Annotated in this window: 16 protein-coding genes; 7 read left to right on the top strand and 9 right to left on the bottom strand. The window is 56.2% G+C overall.

Annotation, left to right across the window (positions count from 1 at the left end):
- Window positions 1-456: 456 nt before the first annotated feature.
- From QZ964_RS17235 to QZ964_RS17255, 5 genes are all read right to left on the bottom strand, one after another.
- Window positions 457-1,581 carry an alpha-hydroxy acid oxidase gene (locus QZ964_RS17235; protein WP_367119294.1) on the bottom strand — a complete coding sequence of 375 codons (1,125 nt, stop codon included), beginning with the start codon at window positions 1,579-1,581 and terminating at the stop codon, window positions 457-459.
- Between the two features lie 6 nt (window positions 1,582-1,587).
- Window positions 1,588-2,571, bottom strand: a complete 984-nt coding sequence (locus tag QZ964_RS17240; protein ID WP_367119295.1) for an IS110 family transposase — start codon at window positions 2,569-2,571, stop codon at window positions 1,588-1,590.
- Window positions 2,556-2,768: a hypothetical protein gene (locus tag QZ964_RS17245; protein WP_292533039.1), complete on the bottom strand. Its 213-nt coding sequence runs from the start codon at window positions 2,766-2,768 to the stop codon at window positions 2,556-2,558. The genes QZ964_RS17240 and QZ964_RS17245 overlap by 16 nt, the downstream gene beginning before the upstream one ends.
- A gap of 200 nt (window positions 2,769-2,968) precedes the next feature.
- Window positions 2,969-3,937 (bottom strand): UDP-glucuronic acid decarboxylase family protein, encoded by a 969-nt coding sequence (locus QZ964_RS17250; RefSeq protein ID WP_292533040.1) that lies wholly within the window; start codon window positions 3,935-3,937, stop codon window positions 2,969-2,971.
- A gap of 279 nt (window positions 3,938-4,216) precedes the next feature.
- Complete coding sequence (locus QZ964_RS17255; protein WP_292533042.1) at window positions 4,217-5,353, bottom strand: SGNH/GDSL hydrolase family protein; 1,137 nt, start codon at window positions 5,351-5,353, stop codon at window positions 4,217-4,219.
- A gap of 411 nt (window positions 5,354-5,764) precedes the next feature.
- On the opposite strand from QZ964_RS17255, the gene QZ964_RS17260 reads away from it, so the two are divergent.
- The gene (locus QZ964_RS17260; protein ID WP_292533044.1) at window positions 5,765-7,360 is read left to right on the top strand and encodes a cyclic peptide export ABC transporter; all 1,596 of its coding nucleotides are present in this window, start codon (window positions 5,765-5,767) and stop codon (window positions 7,358-7,360) included.
- Window positions 7,361-7,602: 242 nt separating this feature from the next.
- A complete protein-coding gene (locus QZ964_RS17265) occupies window positions 7,603-8,037 on the top strand; it encodes an ISAs1 family transposase (RefSeq protein ID WP_292533045.1) in 435 nt (144 codons plus the stop codon).
- 60 nt (window positions 8,038-8,097) lie between these two features.
- Here QZ964_RS17265 and QZ964_RS17270 read toward each other — a convergent pair whose 3' ends face one another.
- The 3 genes from QZ964_RS17270 to QZ964_RS17280 form a co-directional block, all read right to left on the bottom strand.
- Window positions 8,098-9,054, bottom strand: coding sequence for an IS481 family transposase (locus QZ964_RS17270; RefSeq protein ID WP_292533047.1), 957 nt, complete (start codon window positions 9,052-9,054; stop codon window positions 8,098-8,100).
- A gap of 423 nt (window positions 9,055-9,477) precedes the next feature.
- Window positions 9,478-10,971, bottom strand: a complete 1,494-nt coding sequence (locus QZ964_RS17275; RefSeq protein ID WP_292533049.1) for a pyridoxal-dependent decarboxylase — start codon at window positions 10,969-10,971, stop codon at window positions 9,478-9,480.
- Window positions 10,972-11,233: 262 nt separating this feature from the next.
- Window positions 11,234-12,334, bottom strand: coding sequence for a nucleotide disphospho-sugar-binding domain-containing protein (locus tag QZ964_RS17280; protein ID WP_292533050.1), 1,101 nt, complete (start codon window positions 12,332-12,334; stop codon window positions 11,234-11,236).
- Between QZ964_RS17280 and QZ964_RS17285 the strand changes: the two genes are divergently transcribed.
- On the top strand, window positions 12,299-12,523 hold the full coding sequence (locus QZ964_RS17285) for a hypothetical protein (protein WP_292533052.1): 225 nt from the start codon (window positions 12,299-12,301) through the stop codon (window positions 12,521-12,523). The genes QZ964_RS17280 and QZ964_RS17285 overlap by 36 nt on opposite strands.
- 172 nt (window positions 12,524-12,695) lie before the next feature.
- Here the strand turns inward: QZ964_RS17285 and QZ964_RS17290 are convergent, their stop codons facing one another.
- Complete coding sequence (locus QZ964_RS17290) at window positions 12,696-13,361, bottom strand: 4'-phosphopantetheinyl transferase (RefSeq protein WP_292533054.1); 666 nt, start codon at window positions 13,359-13,361, stop codon at window positions 12,696-12,698.
- Between the two features lie 139 nt (window positions 13,362-13,500).
- On the opposite strand from QZ964_RS17290, the gene QZ964_RS17295 reads away from it, so the two are divergent.
- The 4 genes from QZ964_RS17295 to QZ964_RS17310 all read left to right on the top strand — a co-directional run.
- Complete coding sequence (locus tag QZ964_RS17295) at window positions 13,501-14,559, top strand: IS5 family transposase (protein WP_292533055.1); 1,059 nt, start codon at window positions 13,501-13,503, stop codon at window positions 14,557-14,559.
- 285 nt (window positions 14,560-14,844) lie between these two features.
- The gene (locus QZ964_RS17300) at window positions 14,845-15,084 is read left to right on the top strand and encodes an MbtH family protein (RefSeq protein ID WP_292533057.1); all 240 of its coding nucleotides are present in this window, start codon (window positions 14,845-14,847) and stop codon (window positions 15,082-15,084) included.
- A gap of 96 nt (window positions 15,085-15,180) precedes the next feature.
- Window positions 15,181-16,053, top strand: a complete 873-nt coding sequence (locus tag QZ964_RS17305) for an aminotransferase class IV (protein WP_292533058.1) — start codon at window positions 15,181-15,183, stop codon at window positions 16,051-16,053.
- A 96-nt stretch (window positions 16,054-16,149) separates the two neighbouring features.
- Window positions 16,150-17,619, top strand: a 1,470-nt coding sequence (locus tag QZ964_RS17310) for a condensation domain-containing protein (RefSeq protein WP_292533060.1), incomplete at its 3' end; no start/stop codon positions are given.

Here is a 17,619-nt window from a genome sequence, read left to right on the forward strand (position 1 = left end):
AACGGTGGTAGCGGTATCGTAGTAATATGGCGAGGAATGGCGTCGCAGCAAAATTCATTATATAGCTGTATTTAATACGAAAAGCCCGTAACTGGTAGCGGAGGTCCGTTACCGCCGATCCCCCCGACCGAATCCATCGGCCTTTTCGATCGAGATGTCTTTTTCGTCAAAACGAGCGATGGGCGAGCCACCTCTGTCTCAGTAGCGGAGACACGGTCTTACGAAGGGACGCTTGTGCTGGAATAACTCCTCGCCGCCATTGAAACTTTGAACGCCAAACTGCGTCGCGCCCACTCCTTCGATTACCGGCCCTAAATCGCCGTTCCTTCCGGAGGCGAACTTCGGGCGATCCGCCTCGCTCCATGGCGTTGCGAGTCTCCCGGGGCTTTCGCAAGCATGACGCCCCAAAGGCCACAAGGCTGATCAAGCGCTTTTTTAAAGTCGGGCGCTTATTTATCAGCCGGGCCAATCCTCTAAAATACGTGAAGAGTCGACTTCCCGGGGAGACTGGCAGCCTAGCAAAGTCATCGTAATGATGATTTGTTTCGCCAAACTCAGGAACATCGCATCTAACGTTTTCGACCCGCCAGCCGCGAGCGCCCACAGTGGCAATCGTCCGATAAGAACGCCTTTCGCGCCTAATGCGAGCGCTCGCACCACATCATCACCTGTGCGGATGCCGCCATCAACCAAAAGGGTCATGCCCGCTGGCACCGCTTGTTTGATTTCAGAAAAAACACGCCAGGAAGAGGGTGCGGCGTCAAATTGTCTGCCACCGTGATTGGACACAACCACGCCATCGACACCCATCGTTGCTGCGCGAGCTGCGTCCTCCGCGCTCAGAATGCCCTTTAGCACCAATCGACGTGGCCACTTATCACGAAGTCGGGCGCAGTCGTCCCAGTCGAAGCTTCTATCCAGCTTTCGTTCGAGAAGGTCATCGGACAGCTGTTGCCTCTTCGGCCGCAAGCGTTCAGACAGTTCTCCTATTAGATATTGAGATAGCCATCTTGGACGAAACAGGGTCTGAGCCATCATTTGACGACTGGGTCTTACACGGAAGTTGTTGCGCCCATCACGCCAGCGAATTCCTCCAGTTGGCGTGTCGACAGTGAGGACCAACACAGGGCAGTCCGCAAGCAAGGCTTGTCTTACGAGATGCTCAGTGAGCGCTGGATTCTGCGCATAGAGTTGGAACCACGGTGGGAGGTCGACGTGGGCGCGAAGTTCTCTGATGGGTGTAAAGGATGCAGTTGACAGTATAAAGGGTATCCCAGCTCGATTGGCGGCTTGGGCGAGAGTGACGTCTCCATTCCGCGCGATCAAGGTGTTCAGTCCGGTTGGCGCTACAACGACCGGCATGGAACATTCGCAACCAAGGATTTCCGTCGTGGAAGAAACATCGGTCATCTGCCTAAGAACTCGTGGACGAAGTTTAATCGCATCTAGATCCAACCTATTTCTCTGAAGCGCAAGTTCATCTCCCGCGCCACCGTCTATGTAGTCGGATAAAAAAAGCGGTAAGCGCCTGTAGGCAGCGCGGCGCAATTGTTGCCATCGAAGCAATGCTGCATTAGTCAACGCTAGTCATCCTCCGAATTGGTTCTTTACATGAGGTCGCTGCGAGCGCAGGTTTTGGATCTGCAACCAACGTGTCGCGCGCTCACTCCTTTCGGTCCGCACCCGCTTCATTGCCGAGGGGCGGAATCGCTTGAACTCAGAATCTCCTTTCCTCGCCAAGCGCTTTTTCGGGCCTGCCGCGACAGCCGCATCGAAGTGCGCGCCGTAATTCAACATGCGCCCCCTGAGCACAGCGAGCTTCCTCGCCACCGTCACAGAGGCGCGCTTTGGCCCAATCGTCTCGATGAGCTTCAGCCTCAAGTTGCGCAAGGCGAAGCGCCTCTTTACCGTGGTCAGCAGCACGTTGGCCGCCTCGTAAAGATCATGTCGCGCCATGGCGTCGCCCTGTTTGGAGATGCCCATGCCGACATCAGTGTTGGCCGATTGGTAGCGATTCTCGGTCAGCCCGAGATAGGCCCCGATTTCGCGCGTTCTCTTGAAACGCTCCACGTTCTCGATCGCAGCGATGAAGGCGAGCGTCGCGGCCGGCCCTACGCCAGGAACACTAATCAAACGCCACGCAACTTCGTTGCGGCGCGACAGTTCCTTAAAGCCGCCGTCGAGCTTGGCCAGTTGCGCCTCGATCGACGCCCGAGCTTCAAGTAACGCCTCGATGCTGGCGCCCATCACCGGATCGTCTCGCGTCGAATGATACGCCGCCGTCATGAATTTCTTCATCCCGGCGCGCGACGGCAGTCTTATGCCGAAAGGCCGGAGAAGCCCTCGCACTTGGTTACCCAGCGAACGCTTGACCTTGACCAATTGATCCCGCGCGCCGAGTAGAGCTTTCAACTGATGCGTGCCTGCGGACTTGACGTGGACTGATGTGAACCAGCCAGTCCGCAACATCTCGGCAAGCGCGCAAGCGTCACCCTTGTCGCTCTTGATCCGACAGCTCTTAATCGCATCCGCCGCTCGCCGTGCATCCATGCAAATCATTGGATAATCCATGGCCGCCAACGGAATAGATGCGGCGTGACCGGCCCGCTTTCCAGTCCGACTTTCGAGAGTTCGCCTTTGAAGCGTCGTAAGGCAGCGTCGATCATCTCTGGCTGCGTGTCGGCCATTCCGCGCCACACAACCTTGCCCGCGTCGTCCAAAATGGACACCGCCGTTCGCTTGCCGCCCACGTCCGTTCCTACAATCATCGTCTTCGCTGCTCTCCATTCGGTGTCCAACGAATCACCAGCGGTAGGGTCATCCCCGTGACCGGGGAGCAGCAACCTCATGTACGGGATGCATTAGTCGGGTTACCGTTGAAGCCCATTCAATGAACCTGGGTGTCGGCGAAATCGTGACGCATTCAACGACCGTCAAAACACGTCGCGTCTCCCTAGCCGCTATGCGCTTAGGTTTGCACTGCATTGAGGCCGCACCCCTTGCGCAGTAAATCGTCAAAATAGTCGATCGTCTTCAGGAGCCCGTCACGTAAGGCCACTTGCGGTTCCCACTCGAGCGCCTCCTTGGCTTTGCGAATGTCCGGCTGGCGCTGCTTCGGATCGTCATAAGGCAAAGGCTGGAACACAAGCTTTGATTTGGAGCCGGTCAATTCCAGGACCAATTCGGCCAATTCATGGATCGTGAACTCCTTCGGATTGCCGATGTTGATGGGACCGGTAGTGTCACGGTCTGTCGCCATCATGCGGACGATCGCCTCGATGACGTCGTCGACATAACAAAAGGATCGGGTTTGGCAGCCGTCTCCATAGAGCGTGATGTCCCTTCCGCTCAATGCTTGTACCACGAAGTTCGAGACGACGCGACCGTCGTTTGGGTGCATGCGCGGGCCATAAGCGTTGAAAATGCGGACCACCTTAGCTGCCACTCTATGTTGGCGGATGTAGTCGAAGACTAGCGTCTCCGCGCAGCGCTTCCCTTCGTCGTAACAAGAGCGAAAGCCGATCGGATTGACATTGCCCCAATATTCTTCGGGCTGAGGATGTACGGTCGGATCACCGTAGACTTCTGACGTCGACGCCTGCAACATTTTGGCTTTGACCCGCTTGGCGAGACCGAGCATGTTGATGACGCCAATCACGCTCGTCTTGGTCGTCTGCACGGGATCTAGTTGGTAATGAATCGGCGAGGCGGGGCAGGCCAAATTGTAAATCTGGTCCACTTCGACATAGAGTGGAAAGGTCACGTCGTGGCGCAAGAGTTCGAAGCTGCGGTCATCAAGGAGATGCGCGATATTGCGACGGCTCCCGGTAAAAAAATTATCGACGCAGAGAACGTCGTGGCGCGACTGAAGCAGTCGTTCGCATAAATGTGAGCCAAGAAAGCCCGCGCCGCCCGTCACGAGGATTCGCTTGTGCATATCCTGCGCTCTTTCTGATCCGACAGTCGCCTAATGAGCGGGTAGTTTACAGGGGAGCTGCGCCGAATGACACCTTCATGCGTTGCCATCCTGGCATCGGAGTATACTCGCCCCAGGCTGTGGCTTCGGCTCGATCGCGGCGGGAGCCACAAATCCTTCTTATCAGGGCTGTGTTGCGCGACGAAACGAAGCTTAACGCTCTGAAAATTATGCCATAAATGTCCCAGATGTACAGCAAAATCAGAAGTCATCCGGCAAATGCGGGCTTTACAGAAGTTATCATTTTGATGCCTCCTTCGAAAGCAGTTTGGCAATCTCCTTAGTTACGCAATTTGCAAAGATCTCATGCCCAAGTGGCCGAAAATGATTGTCATGACGGTAGTATAGGGCTTCCATCTCTGGAACCGACGTGCCCATACATGGCGTGGGATCGAAGAGCAAAAGGTCAGCTTCTTGCACTTCCCTGGCTAGAATTGCATTTGGCCGAGACGCCTCGAGTTGAGCAAATGGAACACCGTATGAATCCGCTTGGAGTTTGCGATGTCTATTGCTCAGTTGATTCACATCCGGAACGGCAACTATTATACTTTTGAAATGCATGCTCCTCTGCAAGTCTGCGAGGGTTCGTAGTTGGTTCGCAAGCGCTGCAGCCGCCAATTGCTGGTATCGCGCCATCGACCGGTCCATGACGTAGAAAACTGGATCGCGAGGAAGCTCAAACCATGGTCGCGTTGCGACCACAGAAATCGGCAATGAAGCGCAGATAACTTGTATTGAATAGGAATGCTCTAGTAAATAGTTGCGGCAGATCTGATCATCTACTTTACGTAGGAAATCATCTAGAGGGTCATAAGCCATAATATTTGAGCTCTGTAGTATATCTGCAAAATCGTTACCAAGGAAAAAGAAAAATACATAAGCAATAGGCTTTAGTTCGTCTTGGCGCTCTCTCAATATATCTAACTGCTGGGGAAGTGCGCTGCCGGGAACGCCGAGATTTATAAATCTATATTGCGGAATTCGAGTAGCAATTATATTCACGAATGTCTCTGTGTCCTTAACACCAACTCCAAAAGTGAATGAGTCGCCAAGCATTACAATTAGCGAGCTGCGCAGATTACCATCGATGACGGTTCGGCGCCCTCCAAGTTCATCTATATGTGCGACATTATGGTATTCGTCATGTAACACGTCGAAACTCTGTTGTGGAGTGAAAGAAAAGAATCTTCCGTTCTTGCGCTCCACCTTCCACTGGCGGTCCGTGCCGACCCCGTCGGGGCTTTCACCTCTCGCGGTCAGAACGGCCATTCTTTGGTGTAGCCAGGGCGGAGCAAGCAAGCGTGTCATAAGCTCGCAAAGCATTAAACAAGTGAATACTGAGATGGCAACGGCGAGTGATTTAGGCTTGATTTTCATCTTGGACCAGCCGTTCGCCGTATCTCCCTAAAACGAAGCGAGAATCCCCCGGCTTTGTCGGGGAGGCAGTAGCGGTTTGACATATTCCGAAATCCAGCGTCGAAATTTCCGACGTGAACCGCCACGCAAAGGATGAGGAGATTTCGCGATGGAGTCGTATGAGAGCCTAAGCCATATGTCGACGTCTTCATAGACACAACGAGCGTTTTTGGCCTCCGACGGCGGTCTCCATGGCCGCGCGGCCTTGTGGAAGGCGTCAAATTCGGGGAAAGTTGCATCCGAACCAGGGCCTATCCGGCGAACCCCGGGTAAAAAGGCGCAACCCGGATTTTGATAGAGAGGTCAATGAACGGAGGGCGAGCAGGTCCACCTGATCGGGACAGCAACGCGAGTAAAAACGAGAAACTCAAAATGTCTTCACTCCTCGTTTTTTTCGGAGAAACGCCAAAAATTGCTTGGCTCAAACTCTTAGTCGTCTCCGTAGGGTCTGCGCTCTGTAATGCCGCGATTCTTATCGTAATAAACAAACGCATCACAGAAATCAATGCTACAGAGAAAGACCATATATTAGAGATAATGTTTTTCGTAACCTCTGTTGCAGTGTTCGGTATAGCTCATAAAACTTTGATAAGCAGCACGGTGAAAGTTGTGGAAGACGCAATTAATGCGTTCCGCACGCGCATATTTCAAAGAATATGTAGTTTGGAACTTCGTGAGATAGAGAAATTAGACATAAATGGAATATTAACATGTATAAACACAGAAACGCAGGTCGTTTCTGATGCAACATTTGCATTTGCAATGATTGGAGAGCAGGCTCTAATTGTATTTTTTACACTAGCGTATATCGCATCCGTTTCCTTGATCGTATTTTGCGCTGCTGCGCTATTTATACTTGTATCTGCGACACTACTTATACAACAGCGCGCGACAATTAACAAATCCTATCAGCTTACATTAAAGCTCGAGAGCAATTATACGGAAAAAGTTTCTGAGCTGCTGCATGGGTTTAAGGAGGTCAAGTTGAACTATGCGCGGGCTGTGGAGCTAGCGGATATCACAAAATCTATTGCGCAATCAATACGTATATATAAAATTAAATTGAATAAGATTTTTGCAAAAAAACATATATATTCCGAGATTTGCTATTTCATTTTTCTCGGAAGCACTGTTCTCGTGGTTCCAATGATTAGCGGATTGTCGCAAACAACAATTGCAATGGCCGCTGTAAGCGCTCTATTTCTAATAGGCCCAACCATTACTGTCGTAAGCGCGATACCTTTGGCCCAAAAAATTGCCGCCTCAACGAAAGCAATATATTTGATTGAACAATCTCTTGGAGATGTTAAGCCTGTTATTAACAGCCAAAAATCTGACTTGCTAAACTTTCATGAAATTGTATTGAGCAATGTTTACTACAATTACGACGACGGCGCAGGAGGGTTCCGCTTCGGCGGGATTAGTCTAACTATTGGTAGAGGAGAAGTTGTTTTCATAACTGGTTCGAATGGAACTGGTAAATCGACATTGCTCAAGCTTATTGCTGGATTATACTTCCCGACCAGCGGCCATTTATCTGTCGATGACCGCCAAATCACTGCTGATAATATTGAATCATATAGAGAACTGTTTTGCGCTGTTTTTTCTGACAACTATATATTTAAAACACTTTATGGAATTCCAGAGGTTGACGGGGCTGAAGCAACGGAAATTTTGCGAAAATTAGAAATTGAACACAAAACGAACATTGAAGGAAGAAGATTTAGTACGATACATCTTTCATCTGGCCAGCGAAAAAGAATAGCCTTGGCGGCGCTGATATTGGAGAAGCGACCAATCTGCGTTTTTGATGAATGGGCGGCTGACCAAGATAGTTACTTTAGAAATAAATTTTATCGTGAAATTTTGCCTTGGTTAAAAAGCATTGGAAAAACTGTAATAGTTGTTACTCACGACGAGAACGTCTTCGGATTGGCCGATAAGCACATTAATCTGAATAAAAGCTGAGCAGATTTCCTTCAGGTTTGTTCCGCCAGGGCTGTTCAACGCTCTGATTTTTCGTTTTTCAGGTCGGGAAGTGTCTGAATCTTTGGGGAGCAACTCGAATCTGAGGGTGCCCTATGACGACGAACGATCTTGCATCCTGTCTTGCCGCCATCCCGCGGCGCTCGGTCGTATCGACAAATCCAAACCCTGATCCGTGCGAGGCTTTGCGTACTCAATGCGGCTGTTCGGGACGCCCCGCTTCGATGACCGCCAGCTTATATTACACCTCCGCGCGCGGAATCCCGCGCCAACTCGATCCGAGCGAAACCGAGCAGGCGTTTCGTTGTCAAGCGGAAAGTCTCGACGTTTCTTGCGCCGCCGCGCCGTCCCTCTTCATTGCCATCGACGGAAAGACGTTGCGGCAAAGCTTCGACTATTTCGCCGATCGCAAGGCCGCGCATGTGCTCAGCGCCTTCGCCATCGACCATCGGATCATTCTCGCACATGAAGTGATCGACGAGAAATCGAACGAGATCCGCGCTGTGCAGGCGCTGATCGGCGCCATGGGTCTGAGCGACCGCGTCTTCACGCTCGACGCCATGCACTGCCAAAAAAAACCTGGACGCCTCTGTAATCGGTCAACGGTCTCTCCTTTGCGGGGTGTTCGTCTTATGCGGGTTTCACGCTTCTGTCGGTAGTCGCGGCGCGAACGCTGCATTCTGGGCGGTTCGATCAGCGGGTTTGAATTGCTGCGCGCTCTAGCTGTGGAGCCTCAACAGGTTGTCTCTGGTTAGGCCGAGGCGGTTGATTGGCGTTTGGCATTTTATTCCGCCGTGGGGACGATGCCAGTTGCATCTGTGCATCCAGACCGGGAGTTCCTCTGCGCGTTGGTCTGATGACGCGAAAGCGGTTGCGTAAGCCCATTCGCGTAAGGCGGTCTGGATGAATCGCTCGGCCTTGCCGTTGGTCTTTGGCGTGTAGGGTTTCGTTCGGATGTGCTTGAGCCGCAATCTTTTGCAGGCTTTGGCGAAGTCGCGGGAGACATAGCAGGAGCCGTTGTCGGTCATGACGCGGGCGACGGTGACGCCGAGGCTTTTGTAATAGGCGACCGCCGCTTTCAAAAAGTCGATGGCGCTGACGGCTTTCTCATCCGGCTTGATCTGCGTGAACGCCACCCGCGAAGCGTCGTCGACGCAGACATGGACGAACTCCCAGCCGACGCCGCGGCTCTTGCTCTGGCCGGTGCGATCGCCGGTGATCCTGTGGCCGACGCGCTCGAAACGCCCGAGTTTCTTGATGTCGATGTGGATCATCTCACCGGGGTTCTGGCGCTCGTAGCGTTTGACCGGCTCGGCCGGCTCGAGATCGCGCAGGCGGCTGAGGCCGGCGCGTTTGAGCACGCGGCTCACCGTCGCCGCGCTGACGCCCGCGACCCTGGCGATATGCTTTCCGGTGAAGCGCTGGCGGCGTAGCGCGATGATGTCATCGATCCTGGCTTGCGGGGTCGGTCTTCGCAGGCGACGCGGCCGTGAGGAGCGATCGGAAAGCCCTTCCAGGCCCGCCTCCCTACGCCGCTCCACCCATTTGCAGACCGTCTTGCTGCAAACATGAAAGTCGCAGGCGACTTTGGCGACCGGCTCGCCGCCCTCCAACACCCGACGCGCCAATTCCGCTCGACCGAGCGGCGTCAAACGGGCATTCTTATGGATGTTCATCCGGATCTCCGGGAAAAGGTGAAGCTTCGCAACTCCACTTTCCTCGGTCCCATCCGGATGGACAACCTATTGCAAGCTCACATCTAGAGCGCGCTTTTTGAACGCAAGGCGTCGGACGCAGTCACCCTCTCATACCGCGGCCTGCAAAGAGCGTTGAACAGCTCAGGACATCGGACGGCGCGCTTCTGGTGCTCGTCAACGTTGGGCGCGGCACAAAGCGATTCTGCCGCGAGCACGTTTGCGGGAAGTGCAGTGCCGCACCTAAACCGCGTGCGCTAAGTGTCACCGACGTGTGCCTCACGACGAGGTCCGTCGCGCGTCACCGCGTCCTCCCTCGACGCGCGGTCCCGTGGCTCTCATGATCCGATATCCCGGTCAGATTACTCAGTGGCAGCCGGCACTTCCCATGAGAGGCCATAAGATTTACCGGCCGGCATTTTTCAGCGACGCCGCCAAAACATCGTTCGGCCGCGGGGCTTGCTTGGCGCGCCGCGCGGCGCACTCGAGCATCTCGATGAAGTCGTCCATGTCGGACCGGCGCGCGCGGTGATTGAAGATGGCCGCTCGAATTGCGGGCGTGCCGTCGAGAATTGTGACAGAAAGCGCCGCTTCGCCGCGTTCGTGCAGGTCCATCACGATCTCGCGCGCCAATTGCCCGTCGGGATCGTCTTTCAGTCCAAAACAGACGATATTGAGGGTCACTGGCGCCCGTATGAAGAAAGTCTCGGAGGCCTCGATGCGCTTTTGGAGGTGTTGTGCAATCCGGCAGGTCTGCTCGATGCATTGGCCGAGGCGCTCCGTTCCAAACACCTCGATAGTGAACCATATTTTCAGAGCACGAAAGCCACGTGAGAGATCAGATCCGAGATCGCATGGCCAAATATCGCCGGCGGCCAAGCCCCGCGGGGCGCGCGAAAGATAGGCGGCCTCGGCGGCGAATGCGCGCCGGTGTGCGACCGGATCGCGCACCAGAAAGTATCCCGCATCATAGGGGACATGCAGCCATTTATGAAAATCGAAGGCGATGCTATCAGCGCGCTCCAGTCCTTTCACTAAAGGCTTGAGTCTTGGCGAGAGCACTGCGAGAGCGCCGAAGGCGCCGTCGATATGGAACCATAGGCCTTCGCGGTCGGCGATGTCGGCGATCCCGTCAAGATCGTCAATCGCGCCCGTGTCGACGGAGCCGGCGGTTCCGACAACCAGAAATGGCTCGAGGCCCGCTCTGCGATCAGCCGTTATCGCTTTATCGAGCTCTCCGATGCGCATCGTTCGCCGTTCGTCGGCGTCAATTAGTCGCAAATTGCTCGCGCCTAGTCCCGACAATTCCATAGCCTGTCGCACACAATTGTGCACCTCGCGCGAGGCGTAGGCGATGAGCTGGCCGGCCATGCCCTGCAAACCATTTAGACGCACGTTCTTACTTTCGAGAGCATGTTCGCGCGCAACCAACAAGGAAAGAAAATTGGCAATCGACGAGCCTGTCACAAAGATGCCGCTCGCATCGGGCGGAAATCCGAAGGCTTGCGCCATCCATGAGGCGATCTGCCACTCTACATCGATGGCGATATGGTTGCGGCCGCCGCAATTCGCATTCAGGCCGGCAGCCAGCATATCGGCGATCATGCCAACGGGCGTCCCAGCGCCATGCGCCCAGCCCATGAACAACGGATGCGTATTGCCGGTGGCGTAAGGCTTGATAAATTTCTCGAAGTCGGCGAGTACCTCCGAAAAATCCCGTCTCGCTACTGGGAGGTCTTGGCAAAACCGCGCTTTCGCCTCTCGCGGCGCCTGGCGCCAGACCGGCCTTTCGCGGGCGTGACGCAAGTAGTCGATCATTCGGTCGAGAGCCCTATGGCTTTCATCCCGAAACTTGTCCCAGTCCTCCGGATCAAGGTCGATTTCGGAAGTCATCTCCATCTCGCGCTCCCGGCCGATTGAAGCATTTGGATAACCAGTCTTGACGAATACACTCGTAAGCGTTCCGATCTGGCTCAAAGCGTAACCGATGCTTTCTGCGGCGTGTAGGGGGTGTCTTTGGCGGTTGCACAGCCGATTCCAAAATGCTCTGTGACTATACGTCTTGTCGGACGTGTCCTTTGGCTCCCACGAAATAAATGAAGTGGCGGGCAGGAAAGCCGGCAAAATGCTGGGCAACGCCTCGATCGAAATTGTCGCGGCCTCACCTGGTCTCGCGTGGTGCGCGGAATGTCTGTAGAAGGTGCCCGATCCAGTCTACCCCCGCCTGGCACGATGCCTCCCGCTCGAAAACGGCCCGCATCCGATCGACGGACGCGCGGACTCGCGGGTCTTGAGCGCGTGCGATCAGTTGGCGCATCGATCCCGCGTCGATCGTGGCGATTTCGCCCCGCAGCCCTAACCGGTGATGCTCGACCCGCGCTGCGTTGCCACGCTGGTCTAGCCAGCAGGGAAAGACGATCATCGGCACGCCGAACATGATGCCTTCGCGCAGGGAACCGAAGCCGCCGTGTGTGACGAACAAGCTGGCGTGCTCCAGCACTTCCAGCTGTGGGACGAACTCGGCAAGCAGGATGTGCGGTGGGATTGGGCCGAAATCGCTGACGCGCGCAGCGTCACCGATCTGAATGATCCCTTGCAGGTCGGAGTCGCTCAGCGCATCGATGAGAGCCGAGAACAGACGCTTGCTGTGAGGATAGAACCGGCTGTACGTCCCTAAAGAGCAATAAACGAGTGGCTTTGTCTGATCGATCGAGCGCCAGTCGAATGCTGGATCTTGACGCTGAAGGTCGACGGAGCTTCCCGCATAGAACCGACCATTCTGTCGGGACGTGCTAGGCAGATCGATGGCCCTGGGTGCCATGACCAACTCCGGCACGTCTAGCCTGACGCCGTACTCGCCGTAGCGCAGCGCCCCACCACAGCGTTTCACGCGCGACCACGCTCTGGCGTGGCGATAGCGTATCGGCCCGTTCATGGCCAGGAGCTGAAGCCCCTCGGTCGCATCCTGCCACAGGATCGGAAGCAGGATTTCGGCCCATGCCCTGCTATTGCGTAAAAACGTGCGCCAGTCAGGCGGCTCATTGGGAATGATGTCTGAAAAGACGGGGGCAATCCTGAGATCGAGCTTGGCCGTCAAGGTGCTGCAAAGCCCCGCGATTGGGACGCGGGCTTCAAGGAATGGCGGGGTGAACTCCCACATTAGAGGATCGAGCAGGATGAGCTGCGGGTTCCTCGCAGCGATCCAATCGCTTATCGAGGTCAGCGCGTGCTCGCGGCCACGCTGGAAAGCGCGAAAAGCCACGAAGCGCTCCTGCAGCCGCCTAAGCCAAGCTGGGATGCCTCGCGCCTCTTCGTGCGGCTGCTGTGGAGGCAGGATTGGATCAGGGAGGAGTGCGTGACAGTCGAACCCCTGGGCGCCGACGTGGTCAACGTGCGCGGGCGCAGTCAGGTACGCGACCGTGTATTCTTCCTGCTCGAGGCGGCGCGCTAAGACGAAGCTCGCGTTGTAAGCGGTCCGCTCCGGCAACGGGACGAAAACCACGAGGCGGTCTGGCGATGTCACGGGAGATTCTCTCCCTGCGAGCGGCCTTTCACTCGAGCGCATCCCGCTCGGTTGGGACGCCACTCATGGCGCCTCAACTGTGACACGTCCGTTTCCAATGTCAGCATGACCCGGTCACAAACGCAATGGCGAGCACACGTGGCGTCAGGCAATACCTGAAATTGACCGGACGTCCGTTCCGTACCTCAGCAACGCGTCGGTCCAGATCGACCACGACGTCGTGATGCTCGAGAAAGGTCCGATCGAGCGGATAGACCGCCTTATAGACTGCCTCTTTGATGACGAAGAGCGCTCGGCCCATCAGTAGGTCGGCGCCGATCCTTATCCGCTCCGCGGGCGTCGCGACGATGTCGAGCAGGTCCGCAGGAAGGCTCTCGGCCGGTTCGATGTCGATGCCGATGCTGTGAGAGTCCGCGCGCCTGGCGACCGTTGCAACCGCAAATCGCTGATCATGCGCCAGCGAGCCGATTATCCCCTCCGGCCAAGCCGGCGCCCCGCCGGCAGCTTTTGGCACGGGACAGGACGAATGCCCGAGGCGCGCAAGCAGCTCCCGCACCACGATTCGCGCGGCCCCGCTGGATTGGCGTACCCGCTCGGCCGCGCCGTTCCAGGCCGGCGCCTCGGTAGGCAGGAGCGCGCTGCCGTCGCCTGGCGTGATCGCGCGATGGCCGACCAGCATAAACGGCAGAGCCAACTGCTCGAGCGCTGCTTGTAGCGCCGAATCGGCCTTTGCACCAACTATTCGATTGTATTGGATATCGTCCATTCCGATCCCTGCGCGAGGTCGCGTTGGCGGACAAGGTTAACCCACACGAGGAACTTTAGGGCACCTCGAAAAATTCCCTCTTCCAACCGTTACGTAAATCAGATTCAAACCTCGCAGGCTCTGAACGTGGGAGTTTGGCGTGGGACAGCTTGGTTTCTTCGATTTGAGTCGACGCTATGAAGGGCTCGACGCCAAGAACGATCCACTGGTTCCCATCGCGACGTTGGTTCCATGGGAGTCGTTCCGGCCGAAACTGAAGGCGGCGTTGATCAAAGGCGAGCTCCGCAAGCACGACGCGGAACGCAGGAGTTCGGCGGGGCGCAAGCCCTGGGACGAAGTGGTGATTTTCAAAGTGCTGGTGTTGCAGGCGCTCTACAATCTCTCCGACGATCAGGCAGAATACCAGCTTCGCGACCGCTACTCATTTGGTCGCTTTCTTGGCTTGGGTCTCGAAGATGCGGTTCCTGACGCCAAAACTCTCTGGCTCTATCGTGAAACGCTGGCGAAAGCGGGCGTGGTGGAAGAATTGTTTGATTTGTTCGATGGGTTCCTGAAAGACAAGGGCTATCTCGCCATGGGCGGGCAGATCATCGACGCGACGATCCTCTCGGCGCCCAAGCAGCACAATTCGCGCGAGGAGAACGAGACGATCAAGGACGGCGAGACGCCGGAAGACTGGAAGCGGAAGCCGGCCAAGAACCGCCAGAAGGACAAGGACGCGCGCTGGACGAAGAAGAACGAGCGGTCGTATTTCGGATACAAAAACCATATCGGCGTCGATCGCCGGCACAAATTTGTGCGCCGTTACGTGGTGAGCGACGCGAGCGTGCATGACAGTCAAAAGCTCGAAGACGTTCTCGACGCCAGCAACACCGCGTCGGACGTCTGGGCCGATAGCGCCTATCGCAGCCAGGAAATTGAGAAAAAACTCGCCGAACGCGGCCTGAAGAGCCGCATTCATCGCAGGGCCTATCGCAATCGCCAACTCAGCGAGGCGCAAAAGGCCGCCAACAAAATGCGCTCGAAGGTGCGCGCCCGCGTCGAGCATGTGTTCGGCGACCAGAAAAACGGCATGGGAGCGGGAATTGTTCGCACCATCGGAATCGTTCGCGCGAGGTGCAAGATCGGAATGACGAACCTCGTCTACAACATGCGCCGTTTCGTCTGTCTCGAAAGGATGGCGACTGCGAGCGAGTGAACCGGCGCGTCACGAGTCTCGGTAGGGTGAGTTAGTGCATTTATAAACCCCCTCCCGACACGTCGGCGGCGACTTCAGGCGGCCTCACGGAGAGGCAGAGTCGAACAGCCCGGCTGCGCCATGACCGTGGACGCCGCTCATCACGCCTTAAGCAGATATTTTTCGAGGTGCCCTTTAATATATAGTATTGTGTGGCGTTCGCGATTGTGACGTTATTCCGCTGGGAGCTACGGCTGAGCCGTGCTTGTTCTGCGATGCCATGTGACCGGGAAAAAGGGCTCGCGCATGACAAATCCGTTTGAGGACGAAGACGCCGCCTTCCACGTTCTCGTCAACGACGAAGGACAGCATTCCTTGTGGCCGACTTTCGTGCCTGTGCCGAATGGCTGGACCATCGTTTACAATTCCGCCGATCGGGCGAGCTGCATCGATTACATAAATAACAATTGGACCGATCTTCGGCCCAAGAGTCTAGTGGAGTTCATGAAGCAGCAAGACGCAGCCTCGAAGACTGAAGATCGCTGAATTGATGGATCTGGAGAAAGGGGGCTGGCGCGGACATCGATGTGCTAGGCGTCGGCCGAAACGAGCCGTCTGAACCGAGGGAAAAAGCGCGACGCCATGACGGATGCGAGCACGCATGCTTGGTGCAATGGTTTCGTCACAGAACGGGAGAAAGGCGCGCCTTCCGTGGCGAGCATCTCGTTTCATCTGGGGACTGCCGTATTCGATGGCATGATGGCGTATTGGAATGGCGACCATTATCACATCCTTCGCGCTGAAGACCATTTGCGTCGCTTCCGCCTTGGCGCCGCGCGCATGGGGCTCGCGATTCCCTGGACAGTCGATCAGCTGCTCGCTGGCATCCACGAACTGCTAAAGAGCGAGCCGAAGGGTACCCAGTATGTTCGCCCCATAGCTTTTCGGGGCGGGCCCGAGCTCTGGGTCACGGGCGCCGAAGGCCGCCCTGTTGATGTAAGCATTTTCACCGTCCGAACTGACAACCATCGTGATCTCGACAAGCCGATCAATTGCCAGATTTCCGAGATCGAGCGGATTTCCAGCCGGTCCATACCGGGCCAGGTCAAGGTTAGTGGGGCCTATGTCAACAGCTTTCACGCCCGTAAGACGGCGGAGAAGGCTGGTTTTGACGATGCCCTCATGTTCGACAGAGAAGGTCATCTGGCCGAGGCCTCCGCGGCCAACGTCTTCCTGATCGAGGGCGGCAGGCTGATAACGCCGCGTCTGAAGCCTGACGTATTCCCTGGCATTACGCGCCTAGTCGTGATCAAGCTAGCAGCCGACCTCGGTATCGATGTACGGGAAACTGAGATAGGCCACGACGACGTAGCCAGCGTGGATGGCGCATTTCTCTGCTCGACACTGATGGAGATACGGGCCCTTTCGAACCTAGGCGTACGGGAGTTGATTACGAAAGATGCGAATGAATTCAAAAGTATAGTTAGAGCCTTTCGTTCACTGACTCATCAATAAAGCGCAATTGGAGAGGATAGACTGCTATGTTAGACTTAGCGCGTCGCAATGAAGGACTGGGTTCCGTTAACTGTTAGCTAGGATCGCGAGAGAGGCGTGAAATTGGGCGGCAGAGCGACAGGCGCTAATATACCTCTGTCGGCCGCTCAACTCGGTTTCTGGACCGAGTGGAATACTGTTCGTTCTGCTCCTTCCCGCAATATCGGCCTTTGCTTCGAAATCTTCGGATCGATCGACCGACCGATTTTGCAGCAGGCCGTCAGTCAGGTCATCGCCGAGACCGAAACATTGCGGCTCCGGATCACGGAGCAATTGGGAGCGCCTTGCCAGGTCGTCTGCGAACCTCCCGAAAACCCGCTAACGTTCGTCGAATTCGGTGCCAAGATGCCTGCGCGACGCGCAGCGGAAGCATGGATCGAGGCCGATTTCGAGCGAGCTACGTCACCCACATGCTGGCCGCTTTTCGCTTTCGCGCTGCTGAAGCTGTCCAATGACCGCTACCTTTGGTATTCCCGTTGCCATCCCATTCTTGTGGATTCTTCGGGTCTGTTGTCGATTTCCGAACGGGTGGCGGAAGTCTACACACGTCTCTACGCGCAGGTGGCAACCAGATCGCCGTTTCCGCCGGCGTACATTTCGCGCGCGTCCACCAGGTTCAGCGCCGATCGGAAAAATTGGCCGGATCGGCTGGCGGACCTGCCCGATCCAGTTCGTATTGGCGCGAGCGATTTAGCAGTGGAGGCGGTTCGCGCCCGGCGGCAGCGCGAGGGTATGACTGGCGCAGACGCGACGCGGCTTCGGTCGTTGGCAGCTTCGCTGGGCGTGTCGCTCGAGGCGGCGGCCGCGGCGGTCGTGGCGATCTATCTTCACCGCTCTGCAGGCCTCGAGGAGATCGTGCTGGGGCTGCACGACTCTGCCAGCCCTATCGGATCCGGACGGCTCCTTTGCACGACGCCCGACATCGTTCAGCTCCGCCTCAAAATGCGGGCGGGCATGACGGTGGCCGATGGGATCCTGGAGTGCGGGCGCGAGATATGCCGGGGGCGGGAACGGCAGCAACTCAGTTCGAAAGATTGCCACTTAGAAATCTCATACCCGTTCGCCTATTCTTTGGGCCTCGTCGAACGACGCGACCTACAGTTCGCGCAGTGCCGTGCCTCCATATATGGGCTGTGGCCAGCGCTACCTGGCAATCTGCACTTTGCCATCTGGGACCATTTGGATGACGGTCGGATCGATGTCGATTTGATCGCCGCGAAAACAGGGCCATCCGAGCCCGAGTTGGCCAATCACCGGCAACGATTTCAAAGGCTGGTCGAATCCTTTTCGGATCTCGAGCGTCCGATTGGCCGGCTGGATCTGCTCACGACGATGGAGCGCCGTACGCTCCTATGCGACTGGAATCATGCCGCCAGCGCAAAAGTCTATGTACTTGACATTTATTTGAATCCTGTTCCGGCGGGAGTGGCTGGGGAGCTTTACATTGCGGGGGCTGGTTTAGCGCGGGGTTACGTTGGGCGTCCTGGCATGACGGCGGAACGGTTTGTCGCCGACCCGTTTGGGGCG

The sequence above is a fragment of the Methylocystis sp. genome (assembly GCF_021731785.1).
GTDB lineage: Bacteria > Pseudomonadota > Alphaproteobacteria > Rhizobiales > Beijerinckiaceae > Methylocystis.